This window comes from Streptomyces thermoviolaceus, from assembly GCF_045209695.1.
Lineage (GTDB): Bacteria > Actinomycetota > Actinomycetes > Streptomycetales > Streptomycetaceae > Streptomyces > Streptomyces thermoviolaceus.
The window spans coordinates 1,082,318-1,098,174 of sequence record NZ_CP109280.1; the positions used below are offsets into that span (position 1 = coordinate 1,082,318).

Annotated in this window: 14 protein-coding genes; 13 read left to right on the forward strand and 1 reads right to left on the reverse strand. The window is 72.8% G+C overall.

The features are described 5' to 3' along the window. Nucleotides 1-191: 191 nt before the first annotated feature. Entirely contained in the window at nucleotides 192-1,382 is a 1,191-nt protein-coding gene (locus OG899_RS04825; RefSeq protein WP_185867759.1) for a YihY/virulence factor BrkB family protein, read from the reverse strand. A gap of 101 nt (nucleotides 1,383-1,483) precedes the next feature. On the opposite strand from OG899_RS04825, the gene OG899_RS04830 reads away from it, so the two are divergent. The 13 genes from OG899_RS04830 (at nucleotide 1,484) to OG899_RS04890 (ending at nucleotide 15,856) form a co-directional block, all read left to right on the forward strand. Beyond that, the gene (locus tag OG899_RS04830) at nucleotides 1,484-3,118 is read left to right on the forward strand and encodes an acyl-CoA dehydrogenase family protein (protein WP_125495931.1); all 1,635 of its coding nucleotides are present in this window, start codon (nucleotides 1,484-1,486) and stop codon (nucleotides 3,116-3,118) included. Nucleotides 3,119-3,437: 319 nt separating this feature from the next. Beyond that, on the forward strand, nucleotides 3,438-4,724 hold the full coding sequence (locus OG899_RS04835) for a GAF domain-containing protein (RefSeq protein WP_229813970.1): 1,287 nt from the start codon (nucleotides 3,438-3,440) through the stop codon (nucleotides 4,722-4,724). A 241-nt stretch (nucleotides 4,725-4,965) separates the two neighbouring features. Further along, nucleotides 4,966-6,324 (forward strand): hypothetical protein, encoded by a 1,359-nt coding sequence (locus tag OG899_RS04840; protein WP_125495929.1) that lies wholly within the window; start codon nucleotides 4,966-4,968, stop codon nucleotides 6,322-6,324. A gap of 70 nt (nucleotides 6,325-6,394) precedes the next feature. Further along, on the forward strand, nucleotides 6,395-6,967 hold the full coding sequence (locus OG899_RS04845) for a GNAT family N-acetyltransferase (RefSeq protein ID WP_125495928.1): 573 nt from the start codon (nucleotides 6,395-6,397) through the stop codon (nucleotides 6,965-6,967). A gap of 388 nt (nucleotides 6,968-7,355) precedes the next feature. Beyond that, nucleotides 7,356-9,047, forward strand: a complete 1,692-nt coding sequence (locus OG899_RS04850; RefSeq protein ID WP_168130880.1) for a nitrite/sulfite reductase — start codon at nucleotides 7,356-7,358, stop codon at nucleotides 9,045-9,047. Next, the gene (locus OG899_RS04855) at nucleotides 9,044-9,226 is read left to right on the forward strand and encodes a hypothetical protein (protein WP_125495926.1); all 183 of its coding nucleotides are present in this window, start codon (nucleotides 9,044-9,046) and stop codon (nucleotides 9,224-9,226) included. The genes OG899_RS04850 and OG899_RS04855 overlap by 4 nt, the downstream gene beginning before the upstream one ends. Beyond that, entirely contained in the window at nucleotides 9,223-9,933 is a 711-nt protein-coding gene (locus OG899_RS04860) for a phosphoadenylyl-sulfate reductase (RefSeq protein ID WP_125495925.1), read from the forward strand. Before OG899_RS04855 ends, OG899_RS04860 begins: the two co-directional genes overlap by 4 nt. Before the next feature lie 26 nt (nucleotides 9,934-9,959). Then, nucleotides 9,960-10,496, forward strand: coding sequence for an adenylyl-sulfate kinase (cysC, locus tag OG899_RS04865; RefSeq protein ID WP_229813968.1), 537 nt, complete (start codon nucleotides 9,960-9,962; stop codon nucleotides 10,494-10,496). Beyond that, a complete protein-coding gene (gene cysD / locus OG899_RS04870; RefSeq protein ID WP_125495923.1) occupies nucleotides 10,493-11,431 on the forward strand; it encodes a sulfate adenylyltransferase subunit CysD in 939 nt (312 codons plus the stop codon). The genes cysC and cysD overlap by 4 nt, the downstream gene beginning before the upstream one ends. A 2-nt stretch (nucleotides 11,432-11,433) precedes the next feature. After that, entirely contained in the window at nucleotides 11,434-12,768 is a 1,335-nt protein-coding gene (locus tag OG899_RS04875) for a sulfate adenylyltransferase subunit 1 (protein WP_125495922.1), read from the forward strand. A gap of 224 nt (nucleotides 12,769-12,992) precedes the next feature. Continuing rightward, a complete protein-coding gene (locus tag OG899_RS04880; protein WP_125495921.1) occupies nucleotides 12,993-14,141 on the forward strand; it encodes an aliphatic sulfonate ABC transporter substrate-binding protein in 1,149 nt (382 codons plus the stop codon). A gap of 34 nt (nucleotides 14,142-14,175) precedes the next feature. Further along, a complete protein-coding gene (locus tag OG899_RS04885; RefSeq protein ID WP_125495920.1) occupies nucleotides 14,176-14,955 on the forward strand; it encodes an ABC transporter ATP-binding protein in 780 nt (259 codons plus the stop codon). Further along, nucleotides 14,942-15,856, forward strand: coding sequence for an ABC transporter permease (locus OG899_RS04890; RefSeq protein WP_185867757.1), 915 nt, complete (start codon nucleotides 14,942-14,944; stop codon nucleotides 15,854-15,856). Before OG899_RS04885 ends, OG899_RS04890 begins: the two co-directional genes overlap by 14 nt. Nucleotide 15,857 lies beyond the last annotated feature (1 nt).

The window sequence follows — 15,857 nt, forward strand, 5'->3', positions numbered from 1 at the left end:
CCCGTGCCGGCCCTTTGCCGCCGGTCACCCGCTGACGCGGCCGGTGTCCGCCGCGCGCCGTCCCGTGTCCCGCCCGGTCGTCCGTGAGCGCGCCGCGCACCCGGCGGGCCGGGTGTGTTCTCCCGCCGTACGCTGCCGGGCATCCGACGCACGCGGGCCCGGGCACCCGCGGGTGCCCGGGCCCGGTCCTGTCAGGGGGCGGCCGGCGGTGGCCCGTCGTGGCCGGTGTGCCGCGCCTCGGCGGCCACCCCGTCCGTGCCCTGCCGGGGCGGGGTGTTCTTCGCGTGCGCCCGCAGCCGTGCGGCCACGTCCTCCGGGGGCAGGAAACGGGACCAGCGCTCGGGGAACTCCGACGGCATGTCGGGGTCGTCCGGGTCGCTGTCCCGGGCGACCGTACGGGCCCAGGCGACGTACTCGGCGATCTGCGCCTCGCGCACCCGCTCGTTGGCCTCGCGGGCCGCTGCCGTCGCGGCGGCCGGCCAGACCCGGTCGATGGCGGCGTTGACCGCGGCCCCGACGAGCACGGCGAACGCCGACACCCCGATCCACAGCAGCACCGCGACCGGTGCCGCCAGCGAGCCGTAGATGGTCGGCCCCTCCACGGTGTTGGTGAGGTAGATGCGCAGCAGGAAGCTGCCCACCACCCACATGGCCAGGGCGACCAGCGCGCCGGGCACGTCCTCGACCCAGGGGGAGCGGACCGGGACCGACACGTGGTAGAGGGTGGTCAGGAAGGCGATCGACAGCAGGATCACCACCGGCCAGTACAGCACCTGCACCACCGTGGTCGACCACGGCACGACCCGCAGCACCGCGTCCGGCCCCACCACCATCAGCGGCAGCGCGACCGAGCCGATCAGCAGGGCCACGACGAACAGCAGGAAGGACATCAGCCGGGTCTTGACGATGCCGCGCACCCCGTCCAGGCCGTACATCACGGTGATCGTCTCGACGAAGACGTTCACCGCGCGGGAGCCGGACCACAGCGCCAGGACGAACCCGAGGGAGATGACGTCGGGCCGCCCGCCCTTCATCACGTCCTCCAGGATCGGTTTGGTGATCTCCTCGACGCCCTGGTCGGACAGCACGGTGCGGGAGAAGTCCAGCAGGTTGCGCTGCAGGCTGTCGATGGTGTGCGCGCCGGTCCAGCCGTCCACGTAGAACAGCAGCGCGATCAGGCTGAGCAGCAGCGGCGGCACGGACAGCAGGGAGAAGAACGCCGCCTCCGCTGCCAGGCCGAGGATCCGGTACTCCATGCAGGAGTTGACCGTGTCCTTCAGCAGCAGCCAGGCTGTCCTGCGCTTGGAGACGTTCCGGTAGAGCACGCGGGCCCGGTGGAGACGGCCGGACGGGTGGTCGGGGAACTCACTGGCTTGCTGCACGACGAAAAAAATAACCCCGCGGGTTCACTCGCCTCGCTGCCGGGGCGTCCCGCACCCGTCCCCGGGTGACCGGCGCGGTACCAGCGGGTAGGTTCCACGGCATGGCAGCCCGCACGCACATCGTGACGAATCAGCCCCCGCCGCTGACCGGCGTCGACCTGTTCACCACCGACCGCGCCCTGGTGGAGGCCGTGGACCGGTACACCGAGGCGGACCTGCGGCAGGCGGTGCGCGAGGAGCTGTCCGGGCTGGGCCTGTCCGCGGGCAGCGCGCAGGTGCAGCAGTGGGCCGCGCAGGCCGACGACAACCCGCCGCGGCTGCGCACCCACGACCGCTACGGCCACCGGATCGACGAGGTGGACTTCCACCCGGCCTGGCACCGGCTGCTCGGCAAAGGCGTCGCGGCGGGCCTGACCGCGGCCTGGACGCGTCCGGCGGGACATGTGCGACGGGCGGCCGCCTTCCTGGTGTGGACACAGGCCGAGGCCGGCACCTGCTGCCCGCTGTCCATGACGCACGCGGCGGTGCCCGCGCTGCGCGCCGACCCCGAGCTGGCCGCCGTGTGGGAGCCGCGGCTGACGTCCCTGGTCTACGACCGCGGGCTGCGCCCGGCGCACCGGAAGGCCGGGGTGCTGTTCGGGATGGGCATGACCGAGAAGCAGGGCGGCAGCGACGTGCGGGCCACCACCACCGTCGCCCGGCCGCTCGCCGAGGACGGCACCTACGAGCTGACCGGCCACAAGTGGTTCTGCTCGGCACCGATGTCCGACGCCTTCCTGATGCTGGCGCAGGCGCCGCAGGGGCTGACGTGTTTTCTCGTCCCGCGGGTGCTGGACGACGGCACCCGCAACGTGTTCCTGATCCAGCGGCTGAAGGACAAGCTGGGCAACCGGTCCAATGCCTCCGCGGAGGTCGAGTTCGACGGCACCTGGGCGCGCCGGGTCGGCGAGGAGGGCCGCGGGGTGCGCACCATCCTCGAGATGGTGGCGGCGACCCGGCTGGACTGCGTGCTCGGATCGGCCGGGCTGATGCGGCAGGCCGTGGCGCAGGCGGTGCACCACTGCACCCACCGCGAGGCGTTCGGCGGGCCGCTCGTCGACAAGCCGCTCATGCGCAATGTCCTGGCCGACCTGGCGGTGGAGTCGGAGGCGGCGACCGTGCTGGCGATGCGGCTGGCGGCCGCCTGCGACGACGGCGGCGAGCAGGAGCGGGCCCTGCTGCGGATCGCGGTGCCGGCCGCCAAGTACTGGGTGACCAAGCGGTGCGCGCCGGTCGTGGTGGAGGCCGCCGAGTGTCTGGGCGGCAACGGGTATGTGACGGAGTCGGGGATGCCGCGCCTGGTGCGCGAGTCGCCGCTCAATTCGATCTGGGAGGGCGCGGGCAACATCCAGGCGCTGGACGTGCTGCGGGCGTTGCGGCGCGAGCCGGGGGCGTTCGACGCGTATCTGCGGGAGGTGGGCCGGGCGCGCGGCGCCGACCACCGTCTCGACGCGGCGATCCGGGACCTGCTGACCGCGCTGGCGGACCTGGAGGGCGCCGAGGCCGGGGCCCGCCGGCTGGCCGAGCGGCTGGCCCTCGTGCTGCAGGGCGCGCTGCTGGTGCGGCACGCGCCGCCCGAGGTCGCGGACGCCTTCTGCGCCTCCCGGCTGGGCGGCGACTGGGGTCCCACCTTCGGCACCCTGCCGCACACCCTGGATTTGGCGTCGGTGGTGGAGCGGGCCCGGCCGGCGGCCTGAGCCCGCCGGGCCGGTCGCGGCGGCGGTGAGCGGGCACGACGCAGGGGTGGTGCCGCGCCGACACGGCACCACCCCCGGTGGCCGGCCCGTTGCGGGCCAGGACCGCCGCACGAGGCGGCACTGCGGCCAAGTCTGGTCCGGCGGCCGGTCGTTCACCAGGGTTGCGCGGAGGTTGCAACGCACCGTTCCGGCGCGCCGGGACCGTGTCGCGGGAACGGCGACCGACGGCACTATGAACCGCACAGTGGTCGCGGCCCCGGCAGACGACCGGGCAGGGGGAACCGGTCGCCGGCGGGCCGCTCGGAGGGGGGAGGATCCAGTGGCGAAGGCGTCGACGGACTTCGGACGGCCGGCCGCCGTCGACACGGCGCGGGCGGCGCGGGAGCTCAGTGAGGTGCGTGCGGCGCTCGCCGGGCGGCGCACGCACCGGGCTCCGCGTCCGGTGATCGGGCAGTCCTGGGAGCGGGTGCGGCGCAGCGGTGTCGACCCCGACCGCGACGCGCACACCCGGCTGCTGAGCCGGGAGGAGGTGGAGCAGCGGCGCGCCGCGACGCCGTTGCGGCATGTGCTGCCGGTGCTGCGCCAGGGCCTGCTGCCGGTCGCGGGCGTCACCCGGCACATCATGGTGGTCGCGGACGAGGACGGCCGGGTGCTGTGGCGGGAGGGGCATCCGTCGGTGCTGCGCCGGGCCGACCGGCTCGGCCTCGCACCCGGGGCGGACTGGCGGGCGGAGGTCGTCGGCACCAACGGCGTCGGCACCGTGGCGGTGGTGGGCCGACCCGTGCAGGTGTTCGCCGCCGAGCGCTTCGTGCGCTCGCACACCACCTGGACCTGCACCGGCGCCCCCGTCACCGACCCGCGCGACGGCCGGCTGCTGGGGGTGGTGAACGTCAGCGGCCCGCTGGACACCATGCACCCGGCGACCGTGGCCTGGGTGGACTCGGTGGCGAAGCTGGCCGAGGCACGGCTGCGGGAGCTGCACCTGGCGTCGCTGGAGCGGCTGCGCGCGGTGGCCGCGCCGGTGCTGGCCCGCCTGACGGGCCGGGCGGCGGTGGTGGACCGGGACGGCTGGACCGCGGCGGTGACCGGGATGCCGTACCTCCCGCGGATCGCGCTGCCCGCACCGCCTGCTCCGGGCCGGCGGTGGCTTCCCGCGCTCGGCCTGTGCCTGCTGGAGCCGCTCGCGGACGGCTGGCTGGTGCGCGCGGGCAGGGACACGGACCCGCCCGGCGCCACCCGTGTGGTGCTCGACCTGGCGCGGCCGCGCCGCTGCTCGGTGGCGGTGACCTCGGACGTGGGCAGCTGGTCGCAGCGTCTGACGCCGCGCCATGCCGAACTGCTGTATCTGCTGGCCGTGCACCGCTCCGGCCGCACGGCCGCGGACCTGGCCGCCGAGGTGTTCGGCGACCCGGCCAGGACGGTGACCGTGCGCGCCGAGATGTCGCGGATACGGCGCTATCTGGGGGCGCTGCTGGAGCACCGGCCCTACCGCTTCCCGGAGGACACCGAGGTGCGGGTGGTCCTGCCGGAGGATCCGCGCGATCTGCTGCCGCACTCCACGGCCCCGGCGATACGGCGGGGACGCACGCCGTGCACCGTGTCCTGACCGGCGCACGAGGGGCCTGTCCGAGCCCGGGTCGTGCGCCGGAGGGCACGGCGGTCGCCCGTGAGTGACAACTTCTCGCATATTTGCAGGGTCTTCGTCGTGCGCCGTAGTGCTCTGCCGTAGCATCGCCTGCGGGTCGCCCCGCTGCACGCCGGTCAACGCTCGGATGCTCCGGAGCAGTTGACCCGCCCGGCAGGCGGGCGTCCCGCGGACGGACCGAGCCCTGGACCAGGGGGGTTGGATGCAGCATCGCGGCAGACACCGCCGACGCAGGCGGGGCAGGGCGCTGCGGGCCGTCCTGGCCGGCGCCGGTCTGGCGCTGACCGCCGCCGCCACCCTGATCAGCACCTCGCAGGCCGAGGTCGCCGACGACCCCGGCGCGCTGCAGCCGCTCACCTCCCGCGCCGATCTGGACCGGCTCGGCCTGCGGGAGGAGCCCGTGCCGGCGAGCACCCTGGACCGCCTCGCCTCGCACATGGGCCGGCCGGTGGGTGTGGAGGCGGTGCTGGAGCGCGCCGACCGGACGCTGCGCCCCGCCGACGACTGCCCGGCCGAGGAGACCGAGGCGCTGCCGGTGAAGCCGGCCGCCACCCGGGCGTACTGCTGGGCGCCCGTCGACGCCGACGACTCCGCCTGGCAGCCGGAGTCGGTGGCCACCTCCGGGGACGGCGGCACCGACGGCCGCGGCGGCTCCCGCCGGGTGCTGCTGTCCGGCTGGACGCACCACGGCGGCGGCCCCTACCGCGACCTGGCCCGGGTGGCGTTCGTGGACGCCGACGACCCGGAACGCCCCTCCTACAGCTGGGCGCTGCTGGCCGTGCCGGTCGACGGCGGACGCGACTTCCGGGGCCTGACCGCCCATGTGACGGGGATGGTCTGGTACCGGGACAAGCTGCTGGTGACCACCTCCGGCGGCGAGCCGGAGGCGCTGTACGTCTACGACCTGGACCGCATCCAGCGCGCCACGGTCGACTCCGACGCGATCGGCCGGGTGCCGGGCGGCTGGTCGGCGCACGGCTACCACTGGGTGCTGCCGGCCGTCGCCGCCTACCGTCCGACGACCGGCAGCTGCGCGCGGGCCGACCGCGGGCCGTCCGGCGGCGACCCGTCCGGTCCGGCCTGCCCGACCGGCCTGTCCCTGGACAGCGGTTCGGCGTCGGCGAGCCTGGTGCTGAGCGAGAGCGCGCCCCGGGGCAGCGGCCGGCACACGCTGCTGTGGCGCTATGCCTTCAGCGCCGACCCCGCCCGCTCCGGCCTGCTGGCCGCCGACGCCACCGGGACGGTCACCGCGACGGAGGCGTACAAGACGAAGACCGACGGGGTGCGGGGGGTGCTCGCGCACCGCACCGGCCCGGCCGGCCCCACCGACTGGTACCTGGGCCGGCCCGCCGGCCCGCACGGCGAGCACGGCACCCTGTGGCGGCAGAACACGCACGGCTCCCGGACGACGGAGTGCGGCACGTCCGACGACACCCGGCACTGCTGGGGCGACGGCCGGGGCTCGCTCGCCTACTGGCGGCAGACCGGCGAGGTGTGGTCGCTGTCCGGACGGATGCTGTTCGCGGTGCCGCTGCCTGAGGTGGAGCGGGAACTGGGCTGACGCTTCGGCGCCCCGCTCCCCGCAGGGCGCCGATCGACACGGGCGCGCCCCGGATGATTCCCTGGCCGGCATGACGAACATCGCCGTGACCACCTGGTCCCTGGAGCAGACCGCCCCGACCGACCTGCTTCCGGCCGCCGCGCCGGAGGGGGAGGTGAGGATCGTCCGCTCCGAGGTGCCCTCGCCCGAGTTCAGCCGGTTCCTGTACACCGCGGTGGGCGGCGACATCCACTGGACGGACCGGCTCGGCTGGACGTACGCGCAGTGGCAGGAGTACCTGGAGCGTCCGGGTGTCGAGACATGGGTGGCCTACGAGAAGGGCACCCCGGCCGGTTACGTGGAACTCCAGGCCCAGGACGACGGGGTGGTGGAGATCGTCTACTTCGGACTGCTCCCGGCCTTCCGCGGCCGCGGGATCGGCGGGCATCTGCTGTCCTACGGCACCGCCCGCGCCTGGGACCTCGCCGACCGGTGGCCCGGACTGGCGACGACCAAGCGGGTGTGGCTGCACACCTGCAGCAAGGACGGCCGGTACGCCATGGACAACTATCTCCGGCGCGGCTTCACGCTGTTCGACACCCGGGTCGAGGAGGAGGCGGAGGTGGCCGCTCCCGGACCCTGGCCCGGGGCATACCCCGCCTGACCTGCGCAGAAACCAGGACCGCCGAACCCTGTGACCCAACGACACCCTTGTCTCGACTCACGAGACAAGGGTGTCCACATATCGGATCATGCTGGACTGTGTCCGAATCACCGTGCGACGCTGCGTCCATGCCTGGAACCGGAACCGCCTTGGTGAGCCGACGGCACGTCGACCACGGCCGCATGTCCAGCGCCATCTGTCCGGCTCACTGACGCCCGACGGTGGCCTGAGAGTCGCGGGCCGAGCACCGCCGGTTTCCCCTTTCTTCCCTGCTCAGCCTTCTCCCCTGCTCAGCGCAACGACGCGCACGTTCGCCCCCCGTGTCCGCGCGTATCGCGCAGGCGCTGGTCGAAGCCGCATCCCTCGTTGTCCCGAAGGACGTATCACCATGGCCACCACTCCCCGGAACTCCGTCGCGCCCCGCCGCAAGGTGAGTCGTCACCGCGGCGAGGGACAGTGGGCCGTGGGGCATCTGACCCCGCTCAACGGCAACGAGCAGATGAAGAAGGACGACGATGGTCTCAATGTGCGGACACGCATTGAGACGATCTACTCCAAGCGCGGTTTCCACGGCATCGACCCCAACGACCTGCGCGGACGCTTCCGCTGGTGGGGTCTGTACACCCAGCGCCGGCCCGGGATCGACGGCGGCCGCACCGGTCTGCTGGAGCCGGAGGAGCTGGAGGACGAGTACTTCATGATGCGCGTCCGCATCACGGGCGGACGTCTCACCACCGAACAGCTGCGGGTGATCGGCGAGGTCTCCGAGCAGTACGCACGCGGCACCGCGGACATCACCGACCGGCAGAACATCCAGTTCCACTGGGTGCGCATCGAGGACGTGCCCGCCATCTGGGAACGTCTGGAGGCGGTGGGCCTGTCCACCACCGAGGCGTGCGGCGACTGCCCGCGCGGCATGCTCGGCTCCCCGGTCGCCGGTGTCGCCGAGGACGAGATCATCGACGGCACCTGGGCGCTGAACGAGATCGTGCGCCGCTACATCGGCGACCCGCGCTTCTCCAACCTGCCGCGCAAGTTCAAGACGGCGGTGTCCGGCTCGCCGCTCATGGACGTCGCGCACGAGATCAACGACATCTCCTTCGTCGGCGTGGTCCACCCCGAGCACGGCCCCGGCTTCGACCTGTGGGTCGGCGGCGGCCTGTCCACCAACCCGCGCTTCGGTGTGCGCCTGGGCGCCTGGGTGCCCGAGGCGGAGGTCCCACAGGTGTGGGAGGCCGTCACCTCCGTCTTCCGCGACTACGGCTACCGGCGGCTGCGGCACCGGGCCCGGCTGAAGTTCCTCGTCGCCGACTGGGGGGCGGAGAAGTTCCGCCAGGTCGTGGAGGACGAGTACCTGGGCCGCAAGCTCCTCGACGGTCCGGCCCCCGAGATGCCCGCGCAGGGCTGGCGCGACCACATCGGCGTGCACCGGCAGAAGGACGGCCGGTTCTACGTCGGTTTCGCGCCGCGCGTGGGCCGCCTGGACGGCTCGCTGCTCACCAAGATCGCGGCGCTGGCCGAGGAGCACGGCTCCGGGCGGGTGTCCACCACCGTCGAGCAGAAGATGATCGTCCTCGATGTGCCGGAGGACCGGGTCGACTCGCTCGTCGAGGGCCTGGAGGCGCTGGACCTCAAGGTCAAGCCCTCGCCGTTCCGCCGGGGCACCATGGCCTGCACCGGCATCGAGTTCTGCAAGCTCGCCATCGTGGAGACCAAGGCGCGCGGCAGCGACCTCATCGACGAACTCGAGCGCCGCCTGCCGGACTTCGACGAGCCGATCACCATCAACGTCAACGGCTGCCCGAACGCCTGCGCCCGCATCCAGACCGCGGACATCGGTCTGAAGGGCCAGCTGGTCACGGACGCCGAGGGCAACCAGGTCCCCGGTTTCCAGGTCCACCTGGGCGGCTCGCTCGGCCTGGAGCCGTCGTTCGGCCGCAAGGTGCGCGGCCTGAAGGTGACCTCCGCCGACCTGCCCGACTACATCGAGCGGGTCCTGCGCCGCTACCTCGCCGAGCGCGAGGACGGCGAGCGTTTCGCCGCCTGGGCGGCCCGTGCCTCCGAGGAGGCGCTGTCATGAGCGAGCGCGCGGCGCCGTTCTACTGCCCCTACTGCGGCGAGGAGGACCTGCGCCCGAGCGAGCAGGGCCGCGGCGCCTGGGAGTGCGCCGGCTGCAACCGGGCCTTCCAGCTGACGTTCCTCGGGCTGCTCGCCCGAGGGCTCGGGGCATCCCACGACGAAGGGGACCAGCCAGCATGAGCACCGCTCACCCGGAACGCACCGCCGAGGAACTGAAGGCGCTGGCCGAGCAGGCCGGGCGGGACCTGGAGGACGCCTCCGCGCTGGACGTCCTGCGGTGGGCCGCCGACACCTTCGGCAAGCGGTTCTGCGTCACCTCCTCCATGGAGGACGCGGTCGTCGCCCACCTCGCCTCCCGGGCGATGCCCGGCGTGGACGTGGTGTTCCTCGACACCGGCTACCACTTCCCGGAGACCATCGGCACCCGCGACGCCGTGCAGGCCGTGATGGACGTGAACGTCATCACGCTCACCCCGCGGCAGACGGTCGCCGAGCAGGACGCCGAGTACGGCCCGAAGCTGCACGACCGCGACCCCGACCTGTGCTGCGCCCTGCGCAAGGTCCAGCCCCTGCAGGAGGGCCTGAAGGACTACGACGCCTGGGCCACCGGGCTGCGCCGCGACGAGTCCCCGACCCGGGCGAACACCCCGGTCGTCGGCTGGGACGCCAAGCGGCAGAAGGTGAAGATCGCCCCGATCGCCCGGTGGACGCAGGACGACGTGGACGCCTATGTCGCCGAGCACGGCGTCCTCACCAACCCGTTGCTGACGGACGGCTACGCCTCCATCGGCTGCGCCCCGTGCACCCGCCGGGTGCTCGCGGGCGAGGACGCGCGGGCCGGCCGCTGGGCAGGCCGGGCCAAGACCGAGTGCGGGCTGCACACCTGACGATGACGGACCTTCAGGAGACACACGTGACGACCGGAGCCACCGTCTGGCTCACGGGTCTGCCGAGCGCCGGCAAGACCACCATCGCGCACGAGCTGGCAGGCCGGCTGCGCGCCGAGGGCCGCCGGGTGGAGGTGCTCGACGGCGACGAGATCCGCGAGTTCCTCTCCGCGGGCCTCGGCTTCAGCCGCGAGGACCGGCACACCAACGTCCAGCGCATCGGCTTCGTCGCCGAACTGCTCGCCCGCAACGGCGTGCTCGCCCTGGTCCCGGTGATCGCCCCGTACGCCGACAGCCGGGACGCGGTGCGCAAGCGGCACGAGGCGAACGGCACCCCCTACCTGGAGGTGCATGTGGCCACCCCGGTCGAGGTGTGCTCCCGGCGCGACGTCAAGGGGCTGTACGCCAAGCAGGCCGCGGGCGAGCTGACCGGCCTGACCGGCGTGGACGACCCGTACGAGGAGCCCGAGGCACCGGATCTGCGGATCGAGTCGCAGCACCAGACCGTGCAGGAGTCCGCCGCCTCGGTGTACGCCCTGCTCAGCGAAAGGGGACTGGCATGACGACCACCGTCGCCGAGGCCGGGGAGGGCACGGGCAGCCCGTACTCCCTGTCCCACCTGGACGCACTCGAGTCCGAGGCGGTGCACATCGTCCGCGAGGTCGCGGGAGAGTTCGAGAACCCGGTGATCCTGTTCTCCGGGGGCAAGGACTCCATCGTCATGCTGCACCTGGCGCTGAAGGCGTTCGCGCCCGCGCCGATTCCGTTCGCGCTGCTGCACGTGGACACCGGGCACAACTTCCCCGAGGTGCTCGAGTTCCGGGACCGGACGGTGGCCCGGCACCGGCTGCGGCTGCACGTGGCCTCGGTGCAGGACTACATCGACCGGGGCGTGCTCAAGGAGCGCCCGGACGGCACCCGCAACCCGCTGCAGACGCTGCCGCTGACGGAGAAGATCCAGTCCGAGCGGTTCGACGCGGTCTTCGGCGGCGGACGTCGCGACGAGGAGAAGGCCCGCGCCAAGGAGCGGGTGTTCTCGCTGCGCGACGAGTTCTCCCAGTGGGACCCGCGCCGCCAGCGCCCCGAGCTGTGGAACCTGTACAACGGCCGGCACGCCCCGGGCGAGCACGTGCGGGTCTTCCCGCTGTCCAACTGGACCGAGCTGGACGTGTGGCAGTACATCGCGCGGGAGGGCATCGAGCTGCCGTCGATCTACTTCGCGCACGAGCGCGAGGTCTTCCGGCGCAACGGCATGTGGCTGACGGCAGGCGCGTGGGGCGGCCCGAAGGACGGCGAGCCGGTGGAGCGGCGCAGGGTGCGCTACCGCACCGTCGGCGACATGTCCTGCACCGGCGCCGTCGACTCCGACGCGGTGACCCTGGACCAGGTGATCCGCGAGATCGCCTCCTCCCGGCTGACCGAGCGCGGCGCCACCCGCGCCGACGACAAGCTCTCCGAGGCCGCGATGGAGGACCGCAAGCGCGAGGGGTACTTCTAGGAATGAGCACGATCACGCCCGAGGAACTCGCGGCCACCACCCTGCTGCGGTTCGCCACCGCCGGCAGTGTCGACGACGGCAAGTCCACGCTGGTGGGCAGGCTGCTGCACGACTCCAAGTCGGTCCTCGCCGACCAGCTGGAGGCGGTGCAGCGGGCCTCGGCCTCCCGCGGACAGGACGAGGTGGACCTGGCGCTGCTCACCGACGGTCTGCGCGCCGAGCGGGAGCAGGGCATCACCATCGACGTGGCCTACCGCTACTTCGCCACGCCCCGCCGCCGGTTCATCCTCGCCGACACCCCGGGGCACGTGCAGTACACGCGGAACATGGTGACCGGTGCCTCCACCGCCGAGCTGACCGTGATCCTGGTCGACGCGCGCAACGGCGTGGTCGAGCAGACCCGCCGGCACGCGGCGATCGCGGCGCTGCTGCGGGTGCCGCACGTGGTGCTGGCGGTCAACAAGATGGACCTCGTCGGGTACGAGGAGAAGGTGTTCGCGGCGATCGCCGGGGAGTTCACCGCGTACGCCACCGGCCTCGGCGTCCCGGAGGTCACCGCGATCCCCATCTCGGCGCTCGTCGGCGACAACGTGGTGGAGCCCAGCGCCCACATGGACTGGTACGGCGGTCCTACGGTGCTGGAGCACCTGGAGACCGTGCCGGTCGGCCAGGACCTGACGCACGCCCACGCCCGGCTGCCGGTGCAGTACGTGATCCGTCCCCGTACCGCCGAGCACCCCGACTACCGGGGCTACGCCGGGCAGATCGCGGCCGGCGCCTTCCGGGTCGGCGACGAGGTCACCGTGCTGCCCTCGGGCCGCACCAGCCGGATCAGCGGCATCGACCTGCTGGGCACCCCGGTCCAGGAGGCTTTCACGCCGCAGTCGGTGACCGTGCTGCTGGAGGACGACATCGACATCTCGCGCGGCGACCTGATCGTGCCCACCGCGGACGCGCCCGCCACCACGCAGGACGTGGAGGCGACCGTCTGCCATCTCGCCGACGCCCCGCTGACGGTCGGCCACCGCGTGCTGCTCAAGCACGGCACCCGCACCGTCAAGGCGATCGTGAAGGACATCCCCTCCCGGCTCACCCTGGACGACCTCTCCTCTCACCCGAACCCCGGGCAGCTCGTCGCCAACGACATCGGCCGGGTGAGGATCCGCACCGCACAGCCGCTGCCGCTCGACTCCTACGCCGACTCGCGGCGCACCGGCTCGTTCATCCTCATCGACCCCGCGGACGGCACCACGCTGACCGCCGGCATGGCCGGCGAGTCCTTCGCCGCCCCGCAGCGGGCCGAGGCCGCCGACGACGAGGCCGGGTGGGACTTCTGACCATGCGCGGTGACTTCTACTCGACGTTCGCCAAGGAGGGCGGCCGTGTCGGCAGCGGTGCCCTCGGCAGCGGACAGGGCGGAGTGGCGCGATGTGCCTGCTGACCCGCCCGTGCCGTGCGCGCACCCGCGCCGTCCCTCACCGACACAGACGAAGACCTGCCGACCTCCCGGCCGCGGCCTGACACCGCCGTGACCGCCGGGCCGACGAGAGGACCACCTCCCGTGCCTGCCAGCCTTCCCCCGTCCCGCCGCGCCGGCGGGGGTGAGCCACGCTCCCGGCTCCGCCGCGGCCTTGCCGCGCTCATCGTCCTGCCCCTGCTGTCCCTGGCGGCGTGCGGCTACGGCTCGCAGGCCGTCAAGGACGACGCCGACCAGAAGATCGCCGCCGGCGCGCAGAAGATCGACGGACTGGACTCCGTCCGGATCGGCTACTTCGCCAACGTCACCCATGCGACCGCGCTCGTCGGTCACCACAAGGGCTTCTTCCAGAAGGCGCTGGGTGCGACCCAGGCCAAGTACCAGGTCTTCAACGCCGGGCCGTCCGAGATCGAGGCGCTCAACTCCGGGTCCATCGACATCGGCTGGATCGGCCCCTCCCCCGCGATCAACGGCTACACCCAGTCCGCCGGCAAGAACCTGCGGATCATCGCCGGGTCCGTCTCCGGCGGGGTGAAGCTGGTGGTGAACCCGAAGAAGATCAAGAGCCCGGAGGACGTCAAGGGCAAGCGGATCGCCACCCCGCAGCTGGGCAACACCCAGGACGTGGCCCTGCTGAACTGGATCGCCGAGCAGGGCTGGAAGGTCGACCCGCTCAGCGGCAAGGGCGACGTGTCGGTGATCCGCACCGACAACAAGGTCACCCCGGACGCCTACAGGTCCGGCTCCATCGACGGTGCCTGGGTGCCGGAGCCGACCGCGTCGAGGCTGGTCGCCGAGGGCGCGACGGTGCTGCTGGACGAGTCCACGCTGTGGCCGGACAAGAAGTTCGTGATCACGAACGTCGTCGTGTCGCAGAAGTTCCTGAAGGAGCACCCCGCGGCCGTCGAGGCGGTGCTGAAGGCCTCCGTCGAGACCAACAAGTGGATCACCGCCCACCCGGACGAGGCGAAGGCCGCGGCCAACAAGCAGCTGGCGATCGACTCCGGCAAGCCGTTGCCCGCCGACATCCTGGACCCGGCGTGGGAGTCCATCACCGTCACGGACGATCCGCTGGCCGCCACGCTGGACGCCGAGGCCGAGCACGCGGTCAAGGCCGGCCTGCTCCAGAAGCCGAAGCTGGACGGCATCTACGACCTCACCCTGCTGAACAAGGTCCTCCGGGCCGAGGGCGAGCCCACCGTCAGCGACGCCGGACTCGGCGTCCGGCACTAGCCCGTAGCCGACACGTTCCCAAGAGGTGACGACCATGGCGACACCCCTGGCCGAGGCGGCCGAGTCCGTCGAGCACGCCGCACGCCTGGCGCATGTCTCGAAGTCCTTCGCGGGGCCGGGCGGGCAGCAGCTCGTCCTGGACGACATCAGTCTCGATGTCGCCCCGGGCGAGTTCGTCACGCTCCTCGGGGCCTCGGGCTGCGGCAAGTCCACGCTGCTGAACCTGGTGGCCGGCCTGGACCGGCCCACCGCCGGGACCATCACGACCGACGGCCGGCCCGCCCTGATGTTCCAGGAGCACGCCCTGTTCCCGTGGCTGACCGCGGGCAAGAACATCGAACTCGCCCTGAAGCTGCGGGGTGTGCCCAAGCCGCAGCGGCGCGGCCGGGCCGAGGAGCTGCTCGAACTGGTCCGGCTGGGCGGCGCGTACGGCAAGCGGGTGCACGAGCTGTCCGGCGGCATGCGGCAGCGGGTGGCGATGGCCCGTGCGCTCGCCCAGGAGAGCAAGCTGCTGCTGATGGACGAGCCGTTCGCGGCGCTGGACGCCATCACCCGGGACGTGCTGCACGAGGAGCTGACCCGGATCTGGCAGGAGACCGGCCTGTCGGTGCTGTTCGTCACCCACAACGTGCGCGAGGCGGTACGGCTCGCGCAGCGTGTGGTGCTGCTGTCGTCCCGGCCGGGCCGGGTGGCCCGCGAGTGGACCGTGGACATACCGCACCCGCGCCGTATCGAGGACACGCCCGTCGCGGAGCTGTCCTTGGAGATCACCGACGTACTGCGGGGGGAGATCCGCCGTCATGGCCGGCACTGAGACGACAACGGCGCACGGCACCGAGGACACCGAGGCGCGGGCCGCCGGCCTGGACGGCGTGGAGGCGGGCCTGGACGCGCTGGAGTCCGCCGACGCGGGGCGTCCTCCGCTGCGGCAGACCCTGGTCCGCAAGGTGCTGCCGCCCGTCACGGCGATCGTGGTGGTGCTGGTGCTGTGGCAGGCGCTGATCACCTTCCATGTCGTCGACGACCCGACCAAGCTGCCCTCGCCGGCCGACGTGGCCGGGGAGTTCAGGGACGCCTGGCTGCAGGGCACGCTGCTCGGCTTCATCTGGACGTCCGTCTCCCGCGGACTGCTGGGCTTCCTGTTCGCCCTCGCCATCGGCACCCCGCTGGGGCTGCTGGTGGCCCGGGTGAAGTTCGTCCGGGCGGCCATCGGTCCGGTGCTGTCCGGTCTGCAGTCGCTGCCGAGCGTGGCCTGGGTGCCGCCGGCGGTGATCTGGCTGGGCCTGGACAACTCGATGATGTACGCGGTGATCCTGCTCGGTGCGGTCCCGTCCATCGCCAACGGTCTGGTCTCCGGTGTGGACCAGGTGCCGCCGCTGTTCCTGCGGGCGGGCCGCACCCTGGGCGCGACCGGGCTGCGGGGCGCCTGGCACATCGTGCTGCCGGCCGCGCTGCCCGGCTATCTGGCCGGCCTGAAGCAGGGCTGGGCGTTCTCCTGGCGTTCGCTGATGGCGGCGGAGATCATCGCCTCCTCGCCCGACCTGGGCATCGGTCTGGGCGCGCTGCTGGAGAACGGCCGCAACGCCAGCTCGATGTCCATGGTCTTCCAGGCCATCGTTCTCATCCTGTTCGTCGGCATCGCCATCGACCTGCTGATCTTCAGCCCGCTGGAGCGGTGGGTGCTGCGCAGCCGCGGCCTGTACGTGAAGGGCTGAC

What these genes read in the sequence shown, in the direction of transcription:
- OG899_RS04830 (WP_125495931.1), top strand. Translation starts at nt 1,484, where the DNA reads ATGGCAGCCCGCACGCACATCGTGACGAATCAGCCCCCGCCGCTGACC.
- OG899_RS04885 (WP_125495920.1), top strand. Translation starts at nt 14,176, where the DNA reads ATGGCGACACCCCTGGCCGAGGCGGCCGAGTCCGTCGAGCACGCCGCA.
- OG899_RS04860 (WP_125495925.1), top strand. Translation starts at nt 9,223, where the DNA reads ATGAGCACCGCTCACCCGGAACGCACCGCCGAGGAACTGAAGGCGCTG.
- OG899_RS04890 (WP_185867757.1), top strand. Translation starts at nt 14,942, where the DNA reads ATGGCCGGCACTGAGACGACAACGGCGCACGGCACCGAGGACACCGAG.
- OG899_RS04850 (WP_168130880.1), top strand. Translation starts at nt 7,356, where the DNA reads ATGGCCACCACTCCCCGGAACTCCGTCGCGCCCCGCCGCAAGGTGAGT.
- OG899_RS04875 (WP_125495922.1), top strand. Translation starts at nt 11,434, where the DNA reads ATGAGCACGATCACGCCCGAGGAACTCGCGGCCACCACCCTGCTGCGG.
- cysD (WP_125495923.1), top strand. Translation starts at nt 10,493, where the DNA reads ATGACGACCACCGTCGCCGAGGCCGGGGAGGGCACGGGCAGCCCGTAC.
- OG899_RS04840 (WP_125495929.1), top strand. Translation starts at nt 4,966, where the DNA reads ATGCAGCATCGCGGCAGACACCGCCGACGCAGGCGGGGCAGGGCGCTG.
- OG899_RS04855 (WP_125495926.1), top strand. Translation starts at nt 9,044, where the DNA reads ATGAGCGAGCGCGCGGCGCCGTTCTACTGCCCCTACTGCGGCGAGGAG.
- OG899_RS04845 (WP_125495928.1), top strand. Translation starts at nt 6,395, where the DNA reads ATGACGAACATCGCCGTGACCACCTGGTCCCTGGAGCAGACCGCCCCG.